Source organism: Methylobacter sp., assembly GCF_030680395.1.
In the GTDB taxonomy this organism is placed as follows: Bacteria; Pseudomonadota; Gammaproteobacteria; order Methylococcales; family Methylomonadaceae; genus Methylobacter_A.
Map to the genome: position 1 here is coordinate 299701 of NZ_JAUXVR010000007.1, position 24423 is coordinate 324123.

Sequence of the window (24423 nt, forward strand, 5' to 3'; positions counted from 1 at the left end):
CTTTCATTATGAATGCACAAAGCAGGCGTAAATGGCAACGCCGCCGGACAAATCAACATCTACACACCTCATACTATTCAGCTTTCACCTCTTTTAGATCATGCCATGACCATAAAAAAAATACAGGTAACACAAGTCGCCCCTCAAGCGACCCATAGCGGCTTCCCCGTTGTCGGCATCGGCGCTTCGGCTGGGGGACTGGCGGCCTTCGAGGCATTCTTCTCCGGAATGCCTCGAAACACCAATCCCGGCATGGCTTTTGTGCTGGTGCAGCATTTGGCTCCCGATCACAAGAGTATGCTCACAGAAATTATCCAACGCTACACTCCTATGCCGGTTTTCCAAGTTGAGGACGGCATGATCGTGCAGCCCAACTGCATCTACATTATCCCACCCAGCTTCGATATGGCGTTTCAGAACGGCGCTTTACACTTGCTGGACATCTCCAAGACAGATAATCAGCGTCTGCCCATTGACTTCTTTTTCCGTTCGCTGGCGCAGGATCAGCACGAACGGGCCATCGGCATCATACTCTCCGGCGCAGGCAGTGACGGCAGCCAGGGCATTCGGCTCATCAAGAGCGAATGCGGCATGGTCATGGCGCAATCCCCGGAATCCATTGAATTCGACAGCATGCCAAGCAGCGCCATCGCAACAGGATTAGTAGACTATGTGCTCCCGGCGGCAGCAATGCCCGCCAAACTGATCGACTATGTCACCCACGCCTTCGGTAAACTCAGCCAGTTAGGCGCCAGCCTTACGCTCCGGAACCAGACCTCGATGAAGAAGATATTCATTCTGTTGCGTAACCAGACCGGGCACGATTTTTCCCAATACAAGCCCAACACTATCAACCGCCGCATCGAGCGGCGCATGGCCGTCCACCAGATTGAAGCCATTGACGATTACATCAAATATTTACAGCAGACACCGATCGAGGTGGAGGCGCTGTTTCTCGATATGTTGATCGGCGTGACCAATTTCTTCCGCGATCCGGCGGCATTTCAGGCGCTTGCGGAACAGATCAGTGCCAAGCTTTTTGTCAACAAGCTCTTAGGCACCGTAATCCGCGTGTGGGTTCCGGGATGTTCGACCGGAGAGGAGGCCTATTCCATCGCCATTCTCCTGGTGGAAGCCATGGAGGCGCAAAAACTCAGTTACACGGTGCAAATATTCGCCACCGACATTAACAGCCGGGCGATTGTCGCGGCCCGAGCCGGGCTTTATCCTGCGAGCATCTCCGACGACATCTCGCCGGAGCGGCTGGCTCGCTTTTTTACCGCCGAGCGGGACGGCAGCAACTACCGTATCCACAAAGGAATCCGCGATATGATGGTCTTTTCCGAGCATGACTTGATCAAAGACCCCCCTTTTTCAAAACTCGATCTCATTAGTTGCCGCAACCTCATGATTTACCTGGACGCTTATTTGCAAAAGAAAATCATCCCCCTATTCCACTATTCGCTCAATCAAGGGGGCCTGCTGTTCTTGGGCACATCCGAAAGCGTAGGCGAGTATGACGACCTTTTTTCCGTACTGGACCGCAAGTCGAAACTCTATCTGCGTAAAGAAAATATTTACGGCCGCCCTTACGGCACCCAAAAACTGTTTATTCTGCCCATGACGGCGATAAACGCCTCGGTTCGACAAAACATTACCCAGAATGCATTTCCTGTGAAACCTCCTTTGCGCGAACTGACCGAACAAATGCTCTTGCAGCATATCGCCCCTTCTGCCTCACTGGTCAACAGCAAAGGCGACATCTTCTACCTGCACGGACGCACGGGTATGTACCTGGAGCCTGCTGAGGGTGAAGTTGGCATCATCAATATCCTGAAGATGGCCAGGGCAGGATTGCGGTCCCGCTTGACTATTGCCCTGCACAAAGCGGCAACGACCGGGGAGATCGTGCACGATAATGCCCTGCGCGTTAAAACCAACGGCCACTTTACCTTGGTCAACCTGAGTATCCGACCGGTGACCTCAAAATTGGTTGGTACACTTGAGACGCCTCTCTACTTGGTCATCCTGGAGGAGGCGCCGGTTATTAACACTGAACAAATGCAGCTGGCGCTTGCCGACAATGATACAAGCCACAGCTCCGACGAAAATTTGCATCTGATTGCCGAGCTTAGACGGGAACTACAGGCCAAGGAGGACTACCTTCTGTCTACCCATGCAGAGCTGGAGTCGTCCAACGAAGAACTTAAATCCGCCAACGAAGAGATGCAATCGGTCAACGAAGAATTGCAATCCACCAACGAGGAACTTGAAACCTCCAAGGAAGAATTGCAATCGGTCAACGAAGAGCTGTCTACGGTCAACGCTGAATTACAAGCCAAGGTGGATGTTGCGGCACAGCTCTCCAGCGACATGACCAACCTGCTGGACGGCTCCGGCATCGCTACCCTTTTTGTCGACAATAACCTGCGCATCTTGCGCTTCAACCCCCTGGTTACCCAGATCATCAACCTGCTCCAGCACGATACAAACCGCCCCGTAAACCACATCGTCACCAATCTGGTCAACTACGACCGCCTGGGGGCGGATATTAAGTCCGTCCTGAAAACGCTGATCCCCATAGAAAGCCGTGTGCAAGCCAGCGATGACAAGTGGTACACCATGCGCATCCAACCTTACCGCACGCTGGACAACACGATTGAGGGCGCAGTGATCACCTTTGTCGACATCACCGGGACAAAGCGGATTGAAGATGAGCTGGAGAAAGCCAACAGGCTGCTCCGTTTAGCCGTGGTCGTGCGCGATGCCTACGATGCCATTACCGTACAGGACCTGAACGGCCGGATTATCGCCTGGAACCCTGGAGCGGTAAGAATGTACGGCTGGAGCGAAGACGAGGCATTGCTGATGAACGTCAGCGACAGAATCCCCGATGCCCTGCGCAAGAAAGAGTTGGCCAAGATAGTTAACCTTGGCAAAGGTAAAATTATGAAGCCGTATCGTACACAACGGCTCACTGAAAATGAGACTGTCGTGGAAGTATGGATAATGGCCACCGCTTTAGTCAATGAGACAGGGCAGATGTATGCAGTTGCGACAACGGAACGGGTAAACGAAGCACAGACTCATCAACGGCTTCCCAGTTAAGCCGGGACAGTTTCGGGTTAAGCCGTTCGTGGAGAGAGTTTGTCGAACCATGATCGACTTAAGTGAGGAAAACCCTCATCAACCAGTTAGTCCGCGAAACACATCAGTATGCTCTGTTGATTTAACCTGTCACCTTTTGGGTAACCGCCTATAGATTGGTATTTCTTCGAAATTTTTATGCTTTTTGTTGTTTTCGCGGGCAAAACGCCTTTTCCATGATCAACTATTTTATGACCCCAAATGAACAGACGAACTGATAAACATCCCACCCCTGCCGGCCTTTCGTCAGATATGCGCGGTTTATTGCAAGAAAGTTCGGAAACCAGACTACACCGACATGCCGAAGCGCTTCTCCAGGAAAAAACGGCGTATTCACCGGAACGGCTCAAGTCCCTGTCGCCCGAGGAACAAAAAGAACTCTTTCACGAGCTGCGTGTGCATCAGATCGAATTGGAGCTACAGAACGAGGAGCTGCGTCAGGCACAGCAGGAGCTGGAAGTTGAAAAGGCACGCTATTTCGATCTCTATGACTTGGCGCCGGTGAGTTATTTCACCGTCAGCAAAAAAGATTTGATTACGCAAGCCAACCTCATAGCAGCCACCTTATTGGGCTTGCCTCGGCGTACATTGCTTACCAGGCTGTTCTCATACTTCGTCCTCAATGAGGACCTAAGCCTTTACTATGCGTTCTGCAAACAACTCTTTGAATCCAATAAACAGCAGGAGATCGAGTTGCGGATGTTGAATAATGAAGGCGCTCAATTCTGGGCGCATCTGGATGCTATCACCGCGCAGGATGAGGACGGCGCGCCGTCCCTCCGTATTACGCTTAGCAATATCACCGAGCGCATTCGCCTTGAACAGCAAGACAAGGAACATCTGAGCGAACTCGCCCATGTTACCCGTCTTGGCTTGATGGGTGAAATGGCCTCGGGCATCGCCCATGAAGTCAACCAGCCTCTGGCTGCGATTTCCGGCTATACCCAAGCCAGTTTAAACCTTATTAATGCTGAAAGTCCCGATCTGGCAAAGCTCGCCGATATTCTAGCCAAAACTCAGCAACAGGCGTTAAGGATGGGAAAAGTCATTCATCGGATGAGGAAATTTATCAAATCTTACCCGGAACACCGTTCACCCGCCGATGCTAATGCATTAATCCGTAACTGTATTGATCTATGCGTTGCTGAACTTAAACCGAACAATATAGACCTGCAACTTGAGCTGGAAAACAATCTGCCGTCTTTCTGTGTTGATTCCATACAAATCGAACAAGTCCTGATAAATCTGATCAAAAACGGTGTAGATGTTTTACGATCCCTACCTGCTGAACAGCCGCGCCGGTTAACCATCCGCAGCCGGTTAACTCGCAATAACAACATCCAGGTCGAGGTGGAGGACAATGGCTCCGGAATAAACGAAGACCAAAAACAAAAAATATTAACGCCGTTTTACACCACCAAGGCAGAGGGCATGGGCATGGGATTATCCATCAGCCGCTCATTGATCGAAGCCCATGGAGGCACTTTTGATTTCCATAGCGCCTATGGGAAAGGCGCCACTTTTTATTTCACACTGCCAATAGGGAAAAAGGAAATATCAACATAGGATTGTTGCTGATTCAGCAGCGGTTGATTCATTGCTGTCGATATATCGACAGACACAGGGATTTCCCTGCCGTGTTTTTTTTCCGCATTCCCACGCGCTACGCCGCGAGTCAACTCGGCGATGTACTGGACATTATCGGCGGCCCTTACATCCGTAACAAACTGTTGGCTGATAGGCAGCGCTTACGCAACTGCAGCTGATTTTCGAGCACCTGAGGAAGCGTCTTGAATAGAATCCAAATAAAATCAACACCGTAAAGCTTGGTACAAAGCTTGCTAAATAAAATATATATTTGGAATGCCATGAAACTGATATATGATTTTTAAATAATCAAATGCGCATTTGAATTTATGATTTCAATTGCCAAATGTAATCCTGTTTTCAACTTTCCTAGATGACGAACCTTAAAACCACCAAGTCGGAACAAACTCGCAACCGACTATTAACCGCAGCCAGCCGAATCTTTGCCGAGAAAGGTTTTCAGGACGCGACGATAGCTGAAATCTGCGAGCAGGCGAAAGCCAATATTGCCTCGGTTAATTATCATTTCCGGGACAAGGAAACTCTCTATCTGGAATCCTGGCGTTTTGCTTTTAACCAGGAACTTGACTTGTATCCGCCCGACGGCGGGCTGATGGACGACGCATCGGCGGAACAACGGCTGGCCGTGCGGATTAAATCCCTGGTCAGGCGCATGGGCGATGAAAACTCCTATTCGTTTGCGATTATTCATAAGGAAATGGCTCAGCCCACCCGGTTGCTGGCCGATATTCTGGAAAAGGAAATCAATCCGCAACGCCTGCAAATGTTCGCCTTGCTGAAAGAGTGCCTGGGACAGGCGGCCAGCGAGCAACAAATCCAATATTGTCATGCCAGCATCATGGGCCAATGTTTTCAGCTGTTGCGCTTAAAGCACATGCAAGGTGCCCGGCCGTTTCGCAGCCATCCCAGCGATTTGAGCGACATCAAGGTCTTTGCCGAACACGTCGTGCAATTCTCGCTGGCCGGTATTCACGCTATCCGCTCTCAAACCCTTAATTAACACTGTTCGTATGAGTCAAGACAATCGCCACGAATTATCTCCGTTCGCCAACCGCCGCCGGGCTTTTTTATTGCCCGGTTTGCTGATCGTTCTGGCGCTCATCGCCGCAGGCTTTTATTTCCAGTATTCCCACTCTTCCGATGCAAAATCCGATTCCAAGGGCGGCAAACGCGGCCGCGACGATGACGCACCGGCGGCGGTAGCGATAGAAACCGCAGGCAAAGCCGATTTTCCGGTGTATCTGAACGGCTTGGGCACGGTAACCCCATTGCGCACCGTGACCGTAAAGCCGAGGGTTGACGGCGAACTGATACGGGTGGTGTTCAATGAAGGCCAGATGATCAAGGAAGGCGAGTTACTGGCGGAAATCGACCCGCGCCCGTTTCAGGTGCAGTTGCAGCAGGTCGAAGGCCAGCTGATGCGCGATGAAGCTTTGCTGAAAAATGCCCAAATAGATCATGACCGTTACCTGACTTTGTTGGAACAGGATTCGATTTCCGCCCAGCAAACCATGACTCAGGAAGCTCAGGTCAAACAGTATCGCGGCATTGTGGAAATGGATAAAGCCCAGGTCAATAATGCCAAACTCCAGCTTAGCTATGCGCGACTGACCGCGCCGATTTCGGGACGGGTCGGATTGCGCCAGATCGATCAGGGCAATATCGTCAAAGCTAATGATACTAACGGCCTGGTGGTTATTACCCAGCTCCAGCCGATCAGCGTGGTGTTTACCCTGCCTGAAGACAAGGTGCCGTCAGTGGTGCAGCGCCGCAGCGCCAACGAACCGATCCATATCGAGGCCTATGACCGGGCCGGTAAAATCAAGCTGGCCGATGGCAAATTGCTGGCGCTCGATAACCAGATCGATTCCACCACCGGCACGCTGAAACTGAAGGCGCAATTCGAGAATAAAGAGGGCACGCTGTTTGCCAATCAGTTCGTCAACATCAAAATGCACCTGGATACCTTGCCCGGCGTGACGGTGGTTTCCAGTGCCGCGATTCAGCACGATACCCAAGGCCCGTTTGTCTACGTGGTCGGCCAGGAAAAAACCGTACAGGTACGCCGAATTACTTTGGGGCCGACCGAAGGGGACAAGGTTGCGGTGCTCAGTAATCTTGCCGCCAATGAAACAGTCGTGGTGGAGGGCGTCGACAGGCTGCGCGAAGGCAGCCAGGTCGACGTTGCCCAAAAAGACGGACTGGCCGTGGCGGCGGACCCGAATATACAGGCCAAGCCCGAAGGCAGGTCGCGTAAAAAAGATCGGCGTCCTTGATTATGAACTCAGCAAACTATACCTGCTCTCGTTCCCACGGGCTCCGTGGGAATGCAGTCAAGGCGCGCTGCGCCGCGAATCACGGTCAGCGTCTGGCGTTACGGGACGCAGCGCGTCCTGCACTGCATTCCCACGCGGCGCGTGGGAACGAGGAAGTCTGCAATCGCTGTACGAATGTCGCGGGCACGGCCCGCTCCTACGGAGTATCGATGTGCTTAACCTAATGACAGTGATGCAATGCGTGGTAACGAGACAAATATGACCTCATCAAACCATAGCCTGCCGAAGTTCAATCCGTCCCGGCTGTTCATTCTGCGCCCGGTGGCGACTTCGCTGCTGATGGTGGCGATGTTGCTGGTCGGTATCCTGGCTTACCGGTTGTTGCCTGTTTCCGCTTTGCCGCAAGTCGATTATCCGACCATACAGGTGGTCACTTTGTATCCGGGCGCCAGCCCTGAAGTTATGACGTCGGTGATCACCTCGCCGCTGGAACGCCAGTTCGGACAGATGCCCGGACTCACCCAGATGTCGTCGACCAGTTCCGGCGGTGCGTCGGTGATTACCCTGCAATTCAACCTGAACCTGGATTTGGATATTGCCGAACAAAGCGTGCAGGCGGCGATAAATGCCGCCGCCAACTTCCTGCCGAACGACTTGCCGCAAGCGCCGATTTACAGCAAGGTTAATCCGGCCGACACGCCGATCATGACGCTGGCAATCAGCTCCAAGGCCCTACCGTTGTTCAAGGTTCAAGATTTGGTCGATACCCGGCTGGCGCAAAAAATAGCCCAGTTGCCCGGCGTCGGCATGGTCAGCATTAGCGGCGGCCAGCGGCCTGCGGTGCGGATTCAGGCCAATCATAAAGCGCTGGCCGCTTACGGCATCAGTCTCGAAGACGTGCGTAGCGCCATTGCCGCCGCCAACGTCAATCAACCCAAAGGCATGTTCAACGGGCCGATGCGCTCGGCGATTATCGACAGCAACGACCAGTTGCGCTCGGCGTCGGAATATCGCGATTTGGTGGTGGCTTACCGCAACGCTGCGCCGGTGCGGCTGTCCGAAGTCGCCGACGTGGTCGACGGCGCGGAAAATGTCAGGCTGGCGGCCTGGGCGAACAAAGAGGCGGCGGTGATCGTCAACATCCAGCGTCAGCCCGGTGCGAACGTCATCGAAGTGGTCGACCGCATCAAGGAACTGCTGCCGAAATTACAGGCGTCGTTGCCGCTCAGCGTCGAAGTGCTGCCGTTGACCGATCGCACCGTGACCATCCGCGCCTCGGTGCATGATGTGCAGTTCGAGTTGCTGCTGGCGGTGGCGCTGGTGGTGATGGTGATTTTCCTGTTCCTGCGCAACGTCCCCGCTACCATCATTCCGGGCGTTGCGGTGCCGCTGTCCTTGGTCGGCACGTTCGCGGTGATGTATCTGGCCGAGTTCAGCATCAACAATTTAACGCTGATGGCGCTGACCATAGCGACCGGCTTTGTCGTCGACGACGCGATCGTGGTCATCGAGAACATAAGCCGCTATATCGAGCGTGGGGAATCGCCGTTAAAAGCGGCTTTGAAAGGCTCCGAACAAATCGGCTTTACGATCATCTCGCTGACTTTTTCGCTGGTCGCGGTGCTGATTCCGCTGCTGTTTATGGGCGACGTGGTCGGCCGCTTGTTTCGGGAATTTGCGATCACGCTGGCGGTGGCGATCCTGATTTCCGCAGTCGTGTCGCTGACGCTGACGCCGATGATGTGCGCCAAGCTGCTACGCCCCAAACAGGAACATACCGACGTTGAAAAGCCCGCCGACTGGTTCGACAAACTGATTGCCGGGTACGGCCGCAGTCTGGAATGGGTCATGCTGCGGCAAGTCCTGACCATGTCGGTGTTTTTCGCCACCGCTGCATTGACCGTGGCGCTGTATATTTTCATTCCCAAAGGCTTTTTCCCGATCCAGGATACCGGCATCATTCAGGGTTTTTCCGAAGCGCCGCAAAACGTGTCCTTTTCGGCGATGGCCGAACATCAGCAAAAACTGGCCGCCCTGCTGCTTGATGACCCGGCCGTGGACAGCCTGTCGTCGTTCATCGGCGTCGACGGCATCAATACCACGCCCAACGCCGGCCGTTTCCTGATCAACCTGAAGCCGCAAGCCGAACGCAAACTGAGCGCAACCGAAGTCATCGCCCGGCTGAAACCCAAACTGGCCGCGTTGACCGGGGTTACCCTGTATTTGCAGCCGGTACAGGATTTGACCATGGAGAACCGGGTCAGCCGCACCCAGTATCAGTTCACATTGGAGACACCCGACATTGATGAATTGAACCGCTGGACGCATAAGCTGGTTGAAGAGCTAGGCGGCCAGCCGGAACTTGCCGATGTGACCAGCGATGTGCAGGATCAGGGCCAACAAGTCTACGTCAACATCGACCGCAGCACCGCCAGCCGTCTCGGCGTTACTACTGCGGCAGTCGATAATGCGCTGTACAGCGCTTACGGACAACGGCTGGTATCGACAATTTTCACCCAGTCCAACCAGTATCGGGTGGTGCTTGAAGTCGATGCGGCCGCGCAAAGTTCGCCGGAAGCTCTGAACGATTTACGGATTCCTTCAAGCAACGGCACGCAGGTGCCGCTGTCGGCGATAGCTGAAATCTCGGAACGGCCGACGCCGCTGTCGATCAACCATCTCGACCAGTTCCCGGTGGCGACATTATCGTTTAACCTGGCTCCGGGTGCGGCGCTGGGCGATGCGGTAACAGCCATCGACCGCATCAAACAGGAGATCGGCTTGCCGTTGAGCATCCGCACCAGTTATCAGGGCGCGGCGCTCGCCTTCAAAGCTTCGCTGGGCAATACCCTGTGGCTGATCCTGGCCGCGATCATCACTGTTTATATCGTGCTCGGTGTGCTGTACGAAAGCTATATCCACCCGATCACCATCCTGTCCACGTTGCCTTCCGCCGGGGTCGGCGCGCTACTGGCATTAATGCTTTCGGGCGGCGATTTGGGCATTATCGGCATTATCGGCATTATTTTGTTGATCGGTATCGTCAAGAAGAACGCGATCATGATGATCGATTTTGCGTTGGAAGCCGAGCGCAAGCAAGGCATGTCACCGGAAGACGCGATTTTCCAAGCCTGTCTGCTGCGCTTTCGGCCGATCCTGATGACCACGCTGGCCGCATTGCTCGGCGCTTTGCCGCTGATGCTGGGCAGCGGCGTCGGCTCGGAGTTGCGTCATCCGCTGGGCATCACCATGGTCGGCGGCTTGTTGCTCAGCCAGTTATTGACCTTGTACACCACGCCGGTGATTTATTTGTGGATGGATAGCCTGGCGCGGCGCGTGAACGGCTGGCTGAACCTGAATCCGGCTGAAAGCGACGGAAATTTGCGATGAATTTAAGAACCGCAATTTGTCCACGAAAAGCACGAAAGACACGAAAATTTATTGGGCGAGATTTTCGTGTTCAATGCCGGTCGGGGTTTTTAACCAACAGGCATAAATTAATTTACGCAATTACCATGAAGAGCATGAAGGACAAGAAGACTTCAATCCTTCATGCCTTTCATGTTCTTCATGGTTTAAAAATAAAACTTGCTCAAGTTATTTCATGCACATTCCTAAGTGAAATTTTTGCGCTGGTTCCCAAGCTCCTGCTTGGGAACCCAGTTAGCGAAGCTCCAGCTTCGCGAGTCGGGAAGCTGGAGCTTCCAAGACTGCATTCCCAAGCTGGAGCTTGGGAACGAGCGAAAAAAGCACGAAAGACACGAAAAGTCATTGGGCGAAATTTTCGTGCTCAATGCCGGTCGGGGTTTGCAACCCCGACCGAAACGTTTCAAGGACTCAATAGATTACGAAACGTGAATGACGGGGTTGCAAACCCCGTCACGCTCAGTGAGTCTTTCGTGGACAAAAAACTATGAATTTGTCGGCACTGTTTATTTACCGTCCGGTCGCCACCAGTCTGCTGACGCTGGCGATCATCCTGGTCGGCATTCTGGCTTACCTGAACTTGCCGGTAGCGTCGTTGCCGCAGGTGGATTTTCCGACCATCAATGTGCAGGCCCAGTTGCCGGGAGCTAGCGCAGAGACTATGGCGGCCACGGTTGCCACGCCGCTGGAGAGGGCCTTGGGGCGCATCGCCGGTATTACCGAAATGACTTCCAGCAGTTCGCAGGGATCTACCCAGATTACCCTGCAATTCGATTTGGATCGCGATATCAACGGCGCCGCCCGCGATGTCCAGGCGGCGATCAATGCCGCCGCCAGTCTGCTGCCTACCAGCATGCCCAATCTCCCCAGTTACCGCCGGAACAATCCGTCCGACTCGCCTATCCTGATACTGGCGCTGACTTCGGACACTCTCGGCCGAGGGCAGATGTACGATGCCGCCTCGACCATCCTGGCGCAGAAAATAGCGCAGATTCCCGGCATCGGCCAAGTCCAGGTCGGCGGCTCTGCGTTACCGGCGGTGCGGGTCGAACTGAACCCCAATGCACTGACAAAATACGGCATCGGCCTGGAGGATGTCAGAAGCACCATCACCCAAACCAATATCAGCCGCCCGAAAGGCGTGCTGGAAAACGCTGAACAACGCTGGCAGATTCAGGCCAATGACCAAGTCCGCAAAGCCGCCGATTACCTGCCGCTGATCGTCAACTACCGCAACGGCGCGCCGGTCAGAATCTCCGATCTCGGCGAGGTCGTGGATTCGGTTGAAGATCTTCGCAATACCGGACTGAACAACGGTAAGCAGTCGGTGCTGATAATTCTCAGAAAGCAACCGCTGGCTAACGTGATTGAAACCGTCGACCAGGTTCAGGCCCTATTGCCGCAACTGCGCGCTTCCATTCCCAGCGCCATCGATCTGTCGGTGGTTATCGACCGTTCGCAGACCATCCGGGCTTCGATTGTCGAAGTCGAGCGCAGTTTATTGATCGCCATCGTGCTGGTGATTCTGGTGGTGCTGTTGTTCTTGCGGGACTTGCGTTCCACGCTGGTGCCGATTATTGCGGTGCCGGCATCCTTGCTCGGCGCTTGTGCGGCCATGTGTTTTTTCAACTACAGTCTGAACAACCTGACCCTGATGGCGCTGACCATTGCCACCGGCTTTGTGGTCGACGACGCGATCGTGGTGCTGGAAAACACCAGCCGCCATATCGAAAAAGGCGTAGCGCCGTTCAAAGCTGCGTTGTTGGCCGCCAAGGAAGTCGGCTTTACGGTGATGGCGATGAGCGTGTCGCTGGTGGCGGTGTTTCTGCCGATTTTGTTGATGGGCGGCGTGGTCGGCCGCTTGTTCAGGGAGTTTGCGGTGACGCTATCGGCGGCGGTGCTGGTCTCGTTGCTGGTGTCGCTGACTGTCACGCCGATGCTGTGCGCGCGTTGGGTGGGCAGGGAAAGTCCGCAGCATGGCCGTCTCTATCAAGGCATAGGCCGGGCGTTCGACCGGGTGCAGACAGCTTACGAAAGCTCGCTGCGCTGGGCGTTGCGCCATAGCCGCATCATGATGCTGATTTTACTCGGCACCATAGGTCTTAATATTTACCTGTACACCGTGATCGACAAAGGTTTTTTCCCGACCCAGGACGGCGGCAGGCTGCATGGTGAGATTCAAACCGATCAAGGTACTTCTTTTGAGGCCTTGCAGAGAAAATTTTTCCAATTTTCCGAGCTGTTGCGACAGGATCCGGCAGTCACTACGGTGGCCGGGTATGCCGGCAGCCAGCAGAGCGGCAATAGCGCAAGGGTCTTCGTGGTGCTGAAGCCGCACGAGGAACGGGAGCCCATTGAAGAAGTCATGGGCCGTTTGCGCGATAAGGTCAAACGCATTCCCGGCGCCGAGCTGCATCTGTCGCCTGCACAAGAACTGCGTATCGGCGGCCGGCCTTCGTTAGGCTCGTTCGACTACGCCCTGCAATCCGACGATCTGGGCCTGCTCCGGGAGTGGATGCCGAAAGTGGTCGCCGCGCTGTCCAAGCTGCCGGAGCTTAGCGACGTCAGCACCAGCCAGCAAGACAAAGGCCGGCAGATCGGTTTGGTGGTCAACCGGGATATGGCGTCGCGCTACGGCGTCAGCCAAGCCATGATCGATGCCAGTCTTAACGATGCTTTCGGTCAGCGTCAGGTTTCGGTGATTTACAATCCGCTCAACCAGTACCGGGTGGTGATGGAACTGGCTCCAGAATATTGGCAAAGCCCGGAAGCCTTAAAGCAGGTTTATATCAGCGTGCCCGCCAAGCGCCTGCCGTCCGGCGAGCAGCCGGGCTCACTCCAGGTGCCGTTGTCGGCGCTGGCCAGCTTTGCGCCGACCAACACGCCGTTGTCGGTCAATCATCAAGGTCAGTTCGCCGCCGCCACGCTGTCGTTTAATCTTAAGCCCGGCACCTCGTTGTCCACCGCCACCGGACTGATCGAAAAAACCATGCGCGACATCGGCGTGCCGAATGCGGTTCAAGGCAGCTTTCAGGGTTCGGCCAAAGCCTTTAAGGAGTCGTTAAGCAACCAGCCTTTTTTGATTCTGGCCGCTTTGGTCAGCATTTACATTGTGCTCGGCGTACTCTACGAAAGCTACATCCATCCGCTAACCATCCTGTCCACGCTGCCTTCGGCGGGGGTCGGCGCGCTGCTGGCGCTGATGGCTTGCGATACCGAATTCAGCATCATTGCGCTGATCGGCGTGATTTTGCTGATCGGCATCGTCAAGAAAAATGCGATCATGATGATCGACTTTGCGCTGTATGCAGAACGCGAGCTCGGCCTGGATTCCCGCGAGGCGATTTTTCAAGCCTGCCTGCTGCGTTTCCGGCCGATCATGATGACTACGCTGGCCGCTCTGTTCGGTGCGTTGCCGCTGGCGCTGGGCAGCGGTTACGGCGCGGAACTGCGCCAGCCGTTGGGTATTTCCATCGTCGGCGGCCTGATTTTCAGCCAGATGTTGACTCTGTACACGACGCCGGTGGTTTATCTTTACCTGGATCGTTTCCGGCTGTGGTTTGGTCGGCGTTTCCGAAGCAGACAAAATCTTTCAATACAATGAACTCCCAAATTTCTTATTCACCACGAAGACACGAAGGACACGAAGAAAAAACATAACTACACAAGCCGGACGGGGCATGTTGCCCCGTCCGAAACGTTTTTCGTTGGCTAAGTACGCTCACTATACTCAGTCATCACAGAAACATTAGGAGCGGGGTTGCAACCCCCGCCCCGCTTGAGAAACAAAACTTCGTGTCTTCGTGGTGAATTTTAAGTTTTTTTTGTTAGCTACTTATCCTTGAGACTTACATGACAGTTCGCATTAGCCAATCCCTGATTTATTCACTATTAGCCGCACAACTGGCCGGTTGCACGGTCGGTCCCGACTATGTCCGCCCCGAAGCAAAGATTTCCAATGAGTTCAAGGAAAGCAAAGGCTGGAAACAGGCCCAGCCTCGCGACAACGTGCTGTCCGGCAAATGGTGGGAAATTTTTAACGATCCCCGGCTTAATGGACTGGAAGAACAGGTCGCCGCCGCTAACCAGTCGATCATCCAGGCCGAGGCGCAATACCGCCAAGCCCAGCATCTGGTGCAATCGGCGCAATCGGCTTTTTTCCCGATACTCAATCTTACCGGCATGACCAACCGCTTCCGCGCCGCCAGCGGCCAAAACGTGGCGGTGTCGGGAGTCAGGAGCCTGTTCGGCGTCGCCGGGGCAATTGCCTGGGAGCCGGACTTATGGGGCAGCGTTCGCCGCCAAGTTGAAGCCAACACCGGCAGCGCCCAAGCCAGCGCGGCCACCTTGCAGGCCTTGCGGCTGTCCAGCGAAGCGGCATTGGCCGATAATTACTTTCAGCTAAAGGCCTTGGATGCGCAAAAAGCGCTGCTCGATGAAACCGTGGCTGCCTACAGCAGAACCCTGCAAATCATCAAAAACCGTTATGCGGTCGGCATGGTCGCCAAGAGCGATGTGATGCAGGCCGAAACCCAACTGGAATCGGCGCGCGCCCAAGCCATCGATCTCGGCGTACAACGGGCGAAACTGGAACATGCGATTGCAGTATTGATCGGCAAGGCCCCGGCCGAACTGTCCCTGGCTCCTGCGCCGCTGGACGTACAGCCGCCGCCGATTCCGGTCAGCCTGCCTTCGGAGCTGCTGGAGCGGCGTCCGGACATTGCCGCCGCCGAACGAAAAATCGCCGCCGCCAATGCCCAGATCGGCGTAGCCAAAGCGGCTTATTACCCGAGCTTGAATCTGGCCGCCACCAATGGTTTTCAAGCGTCCACTTTGGATAATCTGTTCAAGGCGGCTAGCCGCTATTGGGCGCTGGGTCCGGCCGGTGCGGCATTGACGGTATTCGACGGCGGCGCTAAAAACGCCCAGTACAAACAGGCGATCGACGGTTTCGACGCCAGCGTCGCCGCCTACCGGCAAACGGTGCTGACCGGATTTCAGGAAGTGGAGGACAATCTGGCCGCCTTACGGATACTGGAGGAAGAGAAGCAGGTGCGGGATAAAGCCGTCGCCGCCGCCAACCAGGCGCTGGCGCTGATCATCAATCAATATAAGGCCGGAACCGTCAGTTATTTGGATGTGATAATCGCGCAAACCGTGGCCTTATCCAACCGGCAGACCGCCGTGCAGTTGCATAGCGACCGGATGTCAGCCTCGGTGCAGCTGGTCAAGGCCTTGGGCGGCGGCTGGAATGTGGCAATGCTGCCGAGCGAAGACCAAGCGGGCGGCGAGGTTAAATGGACGGATTATTTGATATTTCCGGTGGATTGATAATCCCCGCGCTGTTCGTCATGGATTGACGCTGAAATACTGAACAGGTGCTGATTTCAAAAAATGTCATTTATTTTTACCATGAAGAGTATGAAGAGTATGAAGAGCATGAAGGACTTGAAGATATTACTGTATTGACTTCATGTGTGATTGAGACGGTTTATAAAACACGGGTCTTTGATACGCACCTAATCACCTTATTCGACAAATTATCCCCTTCATTATCTTCATGTCCTTCATGGTAATAAAAACAAGTTATAAACATTGTGCTGCATCAGCACTCTACTGAACAAAACCTTAAAATAGCATTCCCGGCATTATTGAGCATGGTATTTTTATGGGCTGGCAACGATGGTTTTAGTTGGAATTAATGGGCAGTTTCAAGAACGGCGGTCAGGCAATTTTTAATAATAGGCAGTGAATCGCATCTATGGCATTACGCGCACAGAGTAACCAGTTCGACCTAGATGAGAAGGTGAAGGTAAACTATGGCAAATTCGGCGATTTGTCGACAGAGTCGAAGGTTGTCAGTGGATGATCTGAAGAATAAAGTAGGCATTTAAGATGATAAAGAGAATTGGAGTCAAGAATTTCAAATCCTTAGCGGATTTCGATTTTAAATTGAGTAAATTTAATTGCTTGATTGGCATGAATGGCGCCGGAAAAAGTACTGTGCTCCAAGCAATCGATTTTATCGCCCAACTCATGGAGGGCGATGTTGATAAATGGCTGGAGCGAAGAAAATGGACTGCTCAGGAGTTAAATTGCAAACTCCTATCAAGAAGTAATATTGGACTTGGTATTGAATACCAAACGAAGAACGGCAATCAGATAACCTGGAGATGCTTATTTAACAGGCACGAGCTGTTGTGTTCAACAGAAGAGATTACGGTGGATGGGGTTGAGCAGCTCAGGGTAAAAAGCAAGCAATATCGTATAGGCGAAAATAGTGGTGAAAATCGTTATATTGATATTGCTTTTAACTACCAAGGATCAATTCTTTCCCTACTGAGTGATTCTGTATTAACAGACTCGATACAAGAATTTCGTGACGGGATGCGTAGGATTCTATCTTTGGAATTGTTATCCCCCGAACTATTACGTCAGCGCGCTCGAAGTTCTGATGTGGATATAGGGTCAGGAGGAGAAAAGCTGTCCGCATTCCTACATGGCATCAAAGGCGAAAAGCGTGAGTCATTAATTAAGTTATTGCAAAGTTTTTACCCTAATCTTCAAGATTACAAGGTGTCCAGCCAACAATCAGGCTGGAAAAAACTTACTATAATCGAAAAATTTGAACATCAGAAAATCGAAACAGAGGCGCGGCATATTAATGATGGCTTATTAAGAATATTAGCCATTCTGGCCCAATCATCTTCGAATCATTCGCTTATTCTCCTGGATGAAATTGAAAACGGCATTAACCCGGAAATCGTTGAAAAGCTGGTCGATAGTCTAGTTAACTCAACACAACAAATTCTGGTGACCACGCATAGTCCGATGATTTTGAATTATCTGGAAGATGCAACTGCTCGTGATTCGGTTCAGTTCATCTACAAAAATGATAAGGGCGAAACTCGCGCAAGGCCGTTTTTCAGCATTCCTAGAATTGGCGAAAAACTCGACTACATGGGGCCAGGTGAGGCGTTTGTTGATACAGATTTGTTTGCTTTAACTCAGGAATGTGTGGCCTTGGACGAAAAGGAGTCAGAAGAAAAGGTAAACGCCAAATGATCGTGATTTTGAGCGGTGAAGGTCCCACAGACCTTGGCCAATGTAACAACGCACAGAGTATCTGTTCGGATAAACAATTTCAGGTTGGGCCTATGGCGGTGTTGGTAGACCAGATGCTTCAACCACGGTTGTATTATTCGCCTAGAACCATTCCGGGGGTATTTCAATATGTCAGTGAATTGGCTTTAAAAGACCGCCGAAAATCAACCCAAAGCAGCAAAGTGTCATTGGTCGGTAAGAAGCGTGACCAGGAGACTGGATATTTCTATATAAACGCATGGATGCTTGGGGATATTGCTCTTGAAAGGGAAAGCACAGGCAAGGATAAAGCTATAGCGATTTTATTTCGCGACTGCGACGGTACCCGCTTGACCCAGGCTGGGCTTTGGGCTGCAAAGTGGAAGTCCATGGTTGATGGCTTCAAGAGATCTGGATTTACCAGGGGAGTTCCGATGTTGCCGAAACCAAAATCGGAAGCATGGTTACTTTGTGCAGCCAAAAACCATGCTTACCAAGGATGTGACAAGCTTGAAGACTTACCTGGAAACGACGATTCCCCAAATTCAGCCAAGAATAAGCTTGATGCCGCATTTGGCGGACACAAATCTACTGTTGAGCTGTGCGAGTGGTTAGGAAACAATCCTTTTGATGTAGACAGCGCTTCTGCTATGCCTAGTTTTAAGGCATTTCAGGATGAGCTGGGTCGAGCTCTGAATGAGGTTTTAGCTGGGTAAGGTAGATTAAAAATATTGTCTTGCTGTCGATTTAATGCGGACTGATAGGGACGTGATGACATGAGTGTTGTCTGGGAAGTTGATGGAGAATGTGCATATGATTAAGATATTAGGGCTGGCAATACTTTCACAGTCTTTGGACCTTGGGAGCTAGCGGTAGATCTAACCGTCACAGGGGGTCATAAGGACTTTTAACGATAAAGGAATCATCTGTCATTTTTAGGGGGCTTCAGGTCAAGTTCCTGCTTTAAAAAGAGTATCTCAGCGTTACCAAGGCACGAAGGACACGAAGTTTATGCTTTTTCTTCGAGCTCTTCGCGTCTTCGTGGTGAATAATAGAAAGCTCATAACTTATAACCTGCCGCTACACACAGCCCCCGAATATTCGTCATAATTTATCTGTACAACGGTACGAATACAACTCCAGAAAAATGAATACTTTCACCGTCTCAATCATTTAAGAGACAATGCGTTATGCTGACTACCCCGGATAAGATTAACTATGTCGCCAACTATATTAAAAACTGAATCTAACGCTACGATAACCATTCCTAGAGGCTATCGGGAAATTCCGTTTAACTATACCTCGGCAGACGATTGGCAGGTCGTGTCTTTCCTGCTGGGGTCGGATATCGCCCTGATTCTGGAGGAATTGCGCGACCGCCGCGTCACCGGGCGCTCCGCCCGGTTGCTGATGCGTTTTTTCGGCGAGATCCTGATTTACCGCCGTAATCCTTACCTGTTCCAGGAACTGGTAACCTCGGCCAGCAGGCGCAAGCGTATGTTTGAAAATGCCGAAAAGCATCTTGGCATCATCGAACAGAATATCGGCGACGAAGCCAGGGTGCATAAGGTATTGGTCGCTTCCCGCCAACTGCTGGACGACTTTCGTAAGGATGTCGAAAAAGTGCCGGGCTTGCGTCGCCGGATGAAAAGAGAGCTGGGCGCTGTTACCGGCGTCAATAACGTATTGTTTGACCCGTTTACTCTGGTCTCTCATGCCACCGATGCGACCGACTGGCGTTTGTATCTGCCGGTAGCGGTGGTGATGCCCGATAAAGAAGAGCAGCTGGCGCCGCTGTTGGCCGCCATTGCCAAAATGGGCCTGAAAGCGGTGCCGCGCGGCGGCGGTACCGGGCTGACCGGCGGCGCGATTCCGCTACGTTCGGATTGCGTAGTCATTAACACCGAAAAGCTTGACCGCATTCGCGGCACGCGCGATATGGAATTTAAGCTTTGGGATGGACAGATGGCCGTGGCTCAGGTGCTTGAGCTTGAAGTCGGCGTTATTACCGAAAAAGCCCATCAATACGCCAGTAACCGGGGCCTGGTATTTGCAACTGACCCCACCAGCGCCTGGGCATCTTCTATAGGCGGCAATATTTCCGAAAACGCCGGCGGTAAGTGCGCGGTGCGTTGGGGTACCTGCATCGACAACCTGATTTCCTGGCGGATGGCGATGCCCGGCGGCAAACGTTGGGTGGTGCGAAGAATCGACCATCAGTTACGAAAAATATTGCCGGAAGATCAAGTGACTTTCGAAGTGTCTGACGAAAAGAGCGGCGAGTCGATCAAGGTCATTGTTTTAAAGGGCAGCGAGATCAGGAAGAAAGGCCTGTGGAAAGACATCACCAACAAGGCGTTGGGCGGCGTTCCGGGCCTGCAAAAGGAAGGCACCGATGGCATTATCACCTCGGCGGAATTCATCCTTTATCCGAAATTTGAAGCCACGCGCACGATTTGCCTGGAGTTTTTCGGGCAGGATATGGAAGAAGCCAGTCGCGTGATTGTCGAGCTGTCCAAGGCGTTTCCGTTTCCCGATCAAGGCGAAGATACACTGGTGGCGCTGGAACATTTCGACGACGAGTATGTGCGCGCAATCGACTATCAGGTCAAATCGAGCCGGTTCAAAACGCCGAAAGCGGTACTGCTGATTGATGTTGCCGGACATTCTTTAGATCAGGCGCAACGCGGTATCGACAAGATACGCGCGATTCTGGATCAGTATCCGAACAGCGAGCTTTTTGAAGCGCACGATTCCGCCGAGGCGGAGCGCTACTGGGCCGATCGTAAAAAATTCGGTGCGATTGCCCGGCGCACTAATGCTTTTAAGCTGAATGAAGACGTCGTGATCCCATTGGAAACGCTGGCCGAATTTGCCCGTTTTATCGAAGAGGTCAACGTAGAAGAAGAACGTTATGCGCAGATGAAATTTCTGGATCGGGCGGCCGCTTTATTTCGCGAACCGCCGGTTGAAGACAACGCCGATTCATTTACGACCCGGTCCAGCGTTGCGCTGTATCTTTATACGACCGCCAAAAACGCACTACCTATAGCCGATGATAAAACCTTGCGCAGCTTGGCTATCATCAACGATTTCAGGCAGGAATTCGCCGAGCTGGCGCGCGGGTTTCCTAAAATTATTGCCGCCGTAGACCTTGCCTATCAGGAAGTGCGCGACCGGCGCATCGTGCTGGCGACCCACATGCACGCCGGAGACGGCAACGTGCATGTGAACTTGCCGGTGCTGTCCAACGACAGGGACATGCTGGAACGCTCCGGCGAAGTCATCGATCAAGTCATGTTTAAAGTCGTCGAACTGGGTGGCGTTGTGTCCGGCGAGCACGGCATCGGCGTCACTAAACTCAAGTATCTGGAACCGGAACGGATAGCGGCGCTCAGCGCCTATCGCCGCGAAGTCGACCCGGCCGGACTGATGAATCCCGGCAAGCTCGAAGATTTCGACGTGCTGGAACATATCTTCACGCCATCGTTCAACCTGTTGGGACTGGAAGCGCGCATTCTGCGCCACGGCCAGCTGGAAGAGCTGGCGAACAAAATCGCCCATTGCGTGCGCTGCGGAAAATGCAAGCCCGATTGCGGCGTGTTCCATCCGGCGGGCAGTCTGTTTTATCATCCGCGCAACAAGAACCTGGCGATCGGCGCGATTATCGAAGCCTTGCTGTTTGATGCGCAGCGCGAATATTCGACAAAATTCGAATTGCTGCAATGGCTGGAAGAAGTGTCGGATCATTGCACGACCTGTCACAAATGCGCCAAACCGTGCCCGGTCGATATTGATTCCGCCGACGTGTCAGTGCTGGAACGCCGGATTCTGGCCGACTGGGGCTATAAGCACACGGCAGCTGCGACCAAGATGACGCTGCGCTATTTGCACAGCGACTCGCCGACTTTCAATAAAGTGTTCCGTTTCGGCGTGCTTCGGGCCGGTTTTGTCGGACAGCAGTTGGGCGCGGCATTGTCCAAGCCGCTGCAACCGAAAAAAGGCCAGTCCAAGCATTACCCGTTGCAACTGCTGAGTTCGCCGATGCCGACAGTACCGGCAAAAACCTTGCGGGACCTGTTGCCGGACTGCAAGCCTGACCAGGTTTTGGTGTTTGAACCCGATCAGGAGGCTGAACGCACCGTATTCTATTTTCCGGGTTGCGGTTCCGAGCGCATGGTGTCCGACATCTCAATGGCTGCGATCCATGTCCTGATGGGCTTGAAAACCCGGGTGGTATTACCGCCGCCTTTCCTGTGCTGCGGATTTCCGGCCTACGCCAACGGCCAGGCCGAAATGCATTCGCAGAACAGTTTGCGCGTGACGATTCAGCTTAATCAAATCCGGGACATGTTCACCCACCTGGAATTCGACGGCTGCGTGGTGACTTGCGGGACTTGCCGCGAGGGCTTGAACGAGATGGAAGCGGCCAAGTTGTTCGGCGGCAGGCTGGTCGATATAACCCGTTATGCGCTGGAGCGGGACTTGCAATTGGAAGGCACCGGCAGCGAGAGCTATCTGTATCACGCGCCGTGCCATGACTCGCTGGACGGCAAAGCGCTGGATGTGCTCGATCAACTGGGCGGATTCGGCAGTGTTCAGCCGGTACCCAATTGCTGTTCAGAGGCGGGAACGCTGTCGCTGTCCCGCCCCGATATTTCCGCCTCTATGCTGCACCGCAAACGCGAGTCGTTGGCCGAAGCCATGCCGGAAAAAGGCAGGGCCACCATCCTGACCAACTGCCCATCCTGTATGCAGGGCTTGGGCCGGAACAAGGGTATGGGCGTTGATCCGCAGCATCTTGCCGTGGCGTTGGCTGAGAAATTATCCGGGAAATCCTGGTTGAAGCAGTTTAAGGCGCAGGCGAGTAAGGCTAAGGCGTTTAATTTTTGACAGGACCCCGTTTTCCTGTTTCGCGAAGCTAGAGCTTCGCGTTCTGGGTTCCCAAGCTGGAGCTTGGGAACCAGCGAATTAACAGCAGTTGGACGGTTAACCCATTCAAATCCACCCAAGCCGCTTGCAAGCACCATAGACAAGGTACACGCCAAGGCCGCAAACAAAAAGCCCGAAGATCAGCCGAAGCTGCGGTCCGCCCATTTGGTTCGCGAAGTAAGCGCCAATCCACGAGCCGAAGAACATGGTCGCGGCCAGAATGACAGCCGCTTTAATATCTACGTTTCCGTGCCGGTAATATTCGAACGCCGCGGCGAGGCCGACAGGCGGAAGCAGCAACGCAAGGGTCGTTCCCGTCGCCATGTGCTGGGAGAAACCGGCCCAGTAAATAAGCGCCGGTACGATGATGATGCCTCCGCCGATGCCGAAGAAGCCCGCGGCAATGCCGCCGATAATACCGATAATCACGAATATGAGCCATGACGGCATCCGGGTTCTCCTATTGACTCAGTACGAGCATAAAAATTCCTGATGCCGGCCAACATAATATAGACAACATAACTTGTCCAATAATCAGCTATCTATTCCATAACGGGTTGCCGGATTTAAATAAAATCTTTTTGAGGCACCGGCTTTTTGCCATGCTCGCAATAGCGCTGACGATGACATTGCCGTCGCTCTTTCGTCAGTGACTTAAGATAATGGTTCCCGGCAACAGCATCTCAAATCGCTGTTACCGGGTATACTCATTTTTAGGAATTAGCCAATGCCTGCAGCGGGTCGGTATATTTCAATCCGAACGCTTCCGCCACGGCGGGATAAGTCACGGCCCCGCGATAGGTGTTGAGTCCGTATTGCAATGCCGTACCTTTACGCACCGCGTCCAGGCCTTCGTTTGCCAGACGCAAGGCATACCCGGCCGTCTGGTTGTTCAGCGCAAAGGTACTGGTGCGCGGCACCGCCCCCGGCATGTTGGCGACGCAATAATGCACCACGCCGTCGATTTCATAAGTCGGATGGCTGTGGGTGGTAGGGCGCGTGGTCTCCACGCAGCCGCCCTGATCGACGGCCACGTCAACGATCACCGAGCCTTTGCGCATGGTCGGCAGCATGTTGCGGGTAATCAGCCAGGGCGCTCGTCCGCCGTGGATTAAAATCGCGCCGATGACCAGGTCGGCGGTATCAAGAACCTCTTCGATAGTCGATTCATTACTGATACGGGTTTGCAGTTGCCCCCGGTAAATATCATCCAGATATTTCAGGCGGGCATGGCTGATGTCCAGCACCGTGACTTGCGCGCCCAAGCCGACCGCGACCCGCGCGGCGTTGGTGCCGACAATGCCGCCGCCCAGAATAACGACATTAGCGGGAGCGACGCCCGGCACACCGCCGATTAAGACACCGCGGCCGCCGTGCGATTTTTGTAGATAGGTTGCGCCCGCTTGAGTCGCCATGCGTCCTGCCACCTCACTCATCGGTATCAATAACGGCAAACTGCCGTCTTCGGTTTGTACGGTTTCGTAAGCGATGCCGGTAGTTCCGCTGGCTAACAGGGCCTCGGTCAGCGCTTTATCCGAAGCCAAATGCAGATAGGTAAACAGCAGCAAGTCCTGGCGCAGATAGTGATATTCCGATGCAATCGGCTCCTTTACCTTGACCACCATGTCTGCCGCCCACGCATCTTCTGCATAGGGAACGATTTGGCCGCCGGCAGACTGGTATTCTTGGTCCGAAAGCGAGCTGCCTTCGCCCGCGCCGCTTTGCACCAGCACCTGATGACCCCGGCGCGTTAACGCCTTGACTGAGCCCGGCGTCAGACCGACTCGATTCTCGTTGTCCTTAATTTCTTTGGGTAGTCCGATTAACATGATTTGACTCCTGATGAGTGGAATGTATTGCGCGGTAATAAAAGTCTGTGTTGCGGAGCGAATTTACTCGCAATACACAAGAGCGTAGCATAATTCGAATGACCGATTAGTACGATTTTCCG

13 protein-coding genes are annotated in these 24423 nt (G+C 53.3%); 11 read left to right on the plus strand and 2 right to left on the minus strand.

Translation table 11 applies throughout. From position 1 onward, the window contains the following. Positions 1–12 precede the first annotated feature (12 nt). From Q8L79_RS04085 to Q8L79_RS04135, 11 genes are all read left to right on the plus strand, one after another. On the plus strand, positions 13–3108 hold the full coding sequence (locus Q8L79_RS04085; protein WP_305268208.1) for a chemotaxis protein CheB: 3096 nt from the start codon (positions 13–15) through the stop codon (positions 3106–3108). A 240-nt stretch (positions 3109–3348) separates the two neighbouring features. Further along, positions 3349–4713 carry an ATP-binding protein gene (locus Q8L79_RS04090; protein WP_305268210.1) on the plus strand — a complete coding sequence of 455 codons (1365 nt, stop codon included), beginning with the start codon at positions 3349–3351 and terminating at the stop codon, positions 4711–4713. Positions 4714–5107: 394 nt separating this feature from the next. Continuing rightward, positions 5108–5755: a TetR/AcrR family transcriptional regulator gene (locus tag Q8L79_RS04095; protein WP_305268212.1), complete on the plus strand. Its 648-nt coding sequence runs from the start codon at positions 5108–5110 to the stop codon at positions 5753–5755. Positions 5756–5765: 10 nt separating this feature from the next. Further along, positions 5766–7031: an MdtA/MuxA family multidrug efflux RND transporter periplasmic adaptor subunit gene (locus Q8L79_RS04100; RefSeq protein ID WP_305268214.1), complete on the plus strand. Its 1266-nt coding sequence runs from the start codon at positions 5766–5768 to the stop codon at positions 7029–7031. A 258-nt stretch (positions 7032–7289) separates the two neighbouring features. Next, positions 7290–10421 (plus strand): MdtB/MuxB family multidrug efflux RND transporter permease subunit, encoded by a 3132-nt coding sequence (locus Q8L79_RS04105; RefSeq protein WP_305268216.1) that lies wholly within the window; start codon positions 7290–7292, stop codon positions 10419–10421. Then, a complete protein-coding gene (locus Q8L79_RS04110; protein WP_305268218.1) occupies positions 10418–10948 on the plus strand; it encodes a hypothetical protein in 531 nt (176 codons plus the stop codon). The genes Q8L79_RS04105 and Q8L79_RS04110 overlap by 4 nt, the downstream gene beginning before the upstream one ends. After that, positions 10945–14061, plus strand: a complete 3117-nt coding sequence (locus Q8L79_RS04115; RefSeq protein WP_305268220.1) for a multidrug efflux RND transporter permease subunit — start codon at positions 10945–10947, stop codon at positions 14059–14061. The genes Q8L79_RS04110 and Q8L79_RS04115 overlap by 4 nt, the downstream gene beginning before the upstream one ends. Positions 14062–14309: 248 nt before the next feature. Beyond that, entirely contained in the window at positions 14310–15788 is a 1479-nt protein-coding gene (locus Q8L79_RS04120; RefSeq protein ID WP_305268222.1) for an efflux transporter outer membrane subunit, read from the plus strand. Positions 15789–16352: 564 nt separating this feature from the next. Beyond that, the gene (locus Q8L79_RS04125; protein ID WP_305268224.1) at positions 16353–17522 is read left to right on the plus strand and encodes an AAA family ATPase; all 1170 of its coding nucleotides are present in this window, start codon (positions 16353–16355) and stop codon (positions 17520–17522) included. Continuing rightward, entirely contained in the window at positions 17519–18256 is a 738-nt protein-coding gene (locus Q8L79_RS04130) for a hypothetical protein (protein WP_305268226.1), read from the plus strand. Before Q8L79_RS04125 ends, Q8L79_RS04130 begins: the two co-directional genes overlap by 4 nt. Before the next feature lie 502 nt (positions 18257–18758). Next, positions 18759–22433, plus strand: coding sequence for a DUF3683 domain-containing protein (locus Q8L79_RS04135; RefSeq protein ID WP_305268227.1), 3675 nt, complete (start codon positions 18759–18761; stop codon positions 22431–22433). A 105-nt stretch (positions 22434–22538) separates the two neighbouring features. Here the strand turns inward: Q8L79_RS04135 and Q8L79_RS04140 are convergent, their stop codons facing one another. Both Q8L79_RS04140 and ald read right to left on the minus strand, forming a co-directional pair. Beyond that, positions 22539–22922, minus strand: coding sequence for a sulfite exporter TauE/SafE family protein (locus tag Q8L79_RS04140; RefSeq protein WP_305268229.1), 384 nt, complete (start codon positions 22920–22922; stop codon positions 22539–22541). Positions 22923–23185: 263 nt separating this feature from the next. Beyond that, positions 23186–24301 (minus strand): alanine dehydrogenase, encoded by a 1116-nt coding sequence (gene ald, locus Q8L79_RS04145; RefSeq protein ID WP_305268231.1) that lies wholly within the window; start codon positions 24299–24301, stop codon positions 23186–23188. Between the last annotated feature and the right edge of the window lie 122 nt (positions 24302–24423).

Excerpts from the sequence above, each read along its gene's own strand:
- Q8L79_RS04085 (WP_305268208.1), top strand. The coding sequence starts at position 13 with ATGCACAAAGCAGGCGTAAATGGCAACGCCGCCGGACAAATCAACATC.
- Q8L79_RS04090 (WP_305268210.1), top strand. The coding sequence starts at position 3,349 with ATGAACAGACGAACTGATAAACATCCCACCCCTGCCGGCCTTTCGTCA.
- Q8L79_RS04095 (WP_305268212.1), top strand. The coding sequence starts at position 5,108 with ATGACGAACCTTAAAACCACCAAGTCGGAACAAACTCGCAACCGACTA.
- Q8L79_RS04100 (WP_305268214.1), top strand. The coding sequence starts at position 5,766 with ATGAGTCAAGACAATCGCCACGAATTATCTCCGTTCGCCAACCGCCGC.
- Q8L79_RS04105 (WP_305268216.1), top strand. The coding sequence starts at position 7,290 with ATGACCTCATCAAACCATAGCCTGCCGAAGTTCAATCCGTCCCGGCTG.
- Q8L79_RS04110 (WP_305268218.1), top strand. The coding sequence starts at position 10,418 with ATGAATTTAAGAACCGCAATTTGTCCACGAAAAGCACGAAAGACACGA.
- Q8L79_RS04115 (WP_305268220.1), top strand. The coding sequence starts at position 10,945 with ATGAATTTGTCGGCACTGTTTATTTACCGTCCGGTCGCCACCAGTCTG.
- Q8L79_RS04120 (WP_305268222.1), top strand. The coding sequence starts at position 14,310 with ATGACAGTTCGCATTAGCCAATCCCTGATTTATTCACTATTAGCCGCA.
- Q8L79_RS04125 (WP_305268224.1), top strand. The coding sequence starts at position 16,353 with ATGATAAAGAGAATTGGAGTCAAGAATTTCAAATCCTTAGCGGATTTC.
- Q8L79_RS04130 (WP_305268226.1), top strand. The coding sequence starts at position 17,519 with ATGATCGTGATTTTGAGCGGTGAAGGTCCCACAGACCTTGGCCAATGT.
- Q8L79_RS04135 (WP_305268227.1), top strand. The coding sequence starts at position 18,759 with ATGTCGCCAACTATATTAAAAACTGAATCTAACGCTACGATAACCATT.
- Q8L79_RS04140 (WP_305268229.1), bottom strand. The coding sequence starts at position 22,922 with ATGCCGTCATGGCTCATATTCGTGATTATCGGTATTATCGGCGGCATT.
- ald (WP_305268231.1), bottom strand. The coding sequence starts at position 24,301 with ATGTTAATCGGACTACCCAAAGAAATTAAGGACAACGAGAATCGAGTC.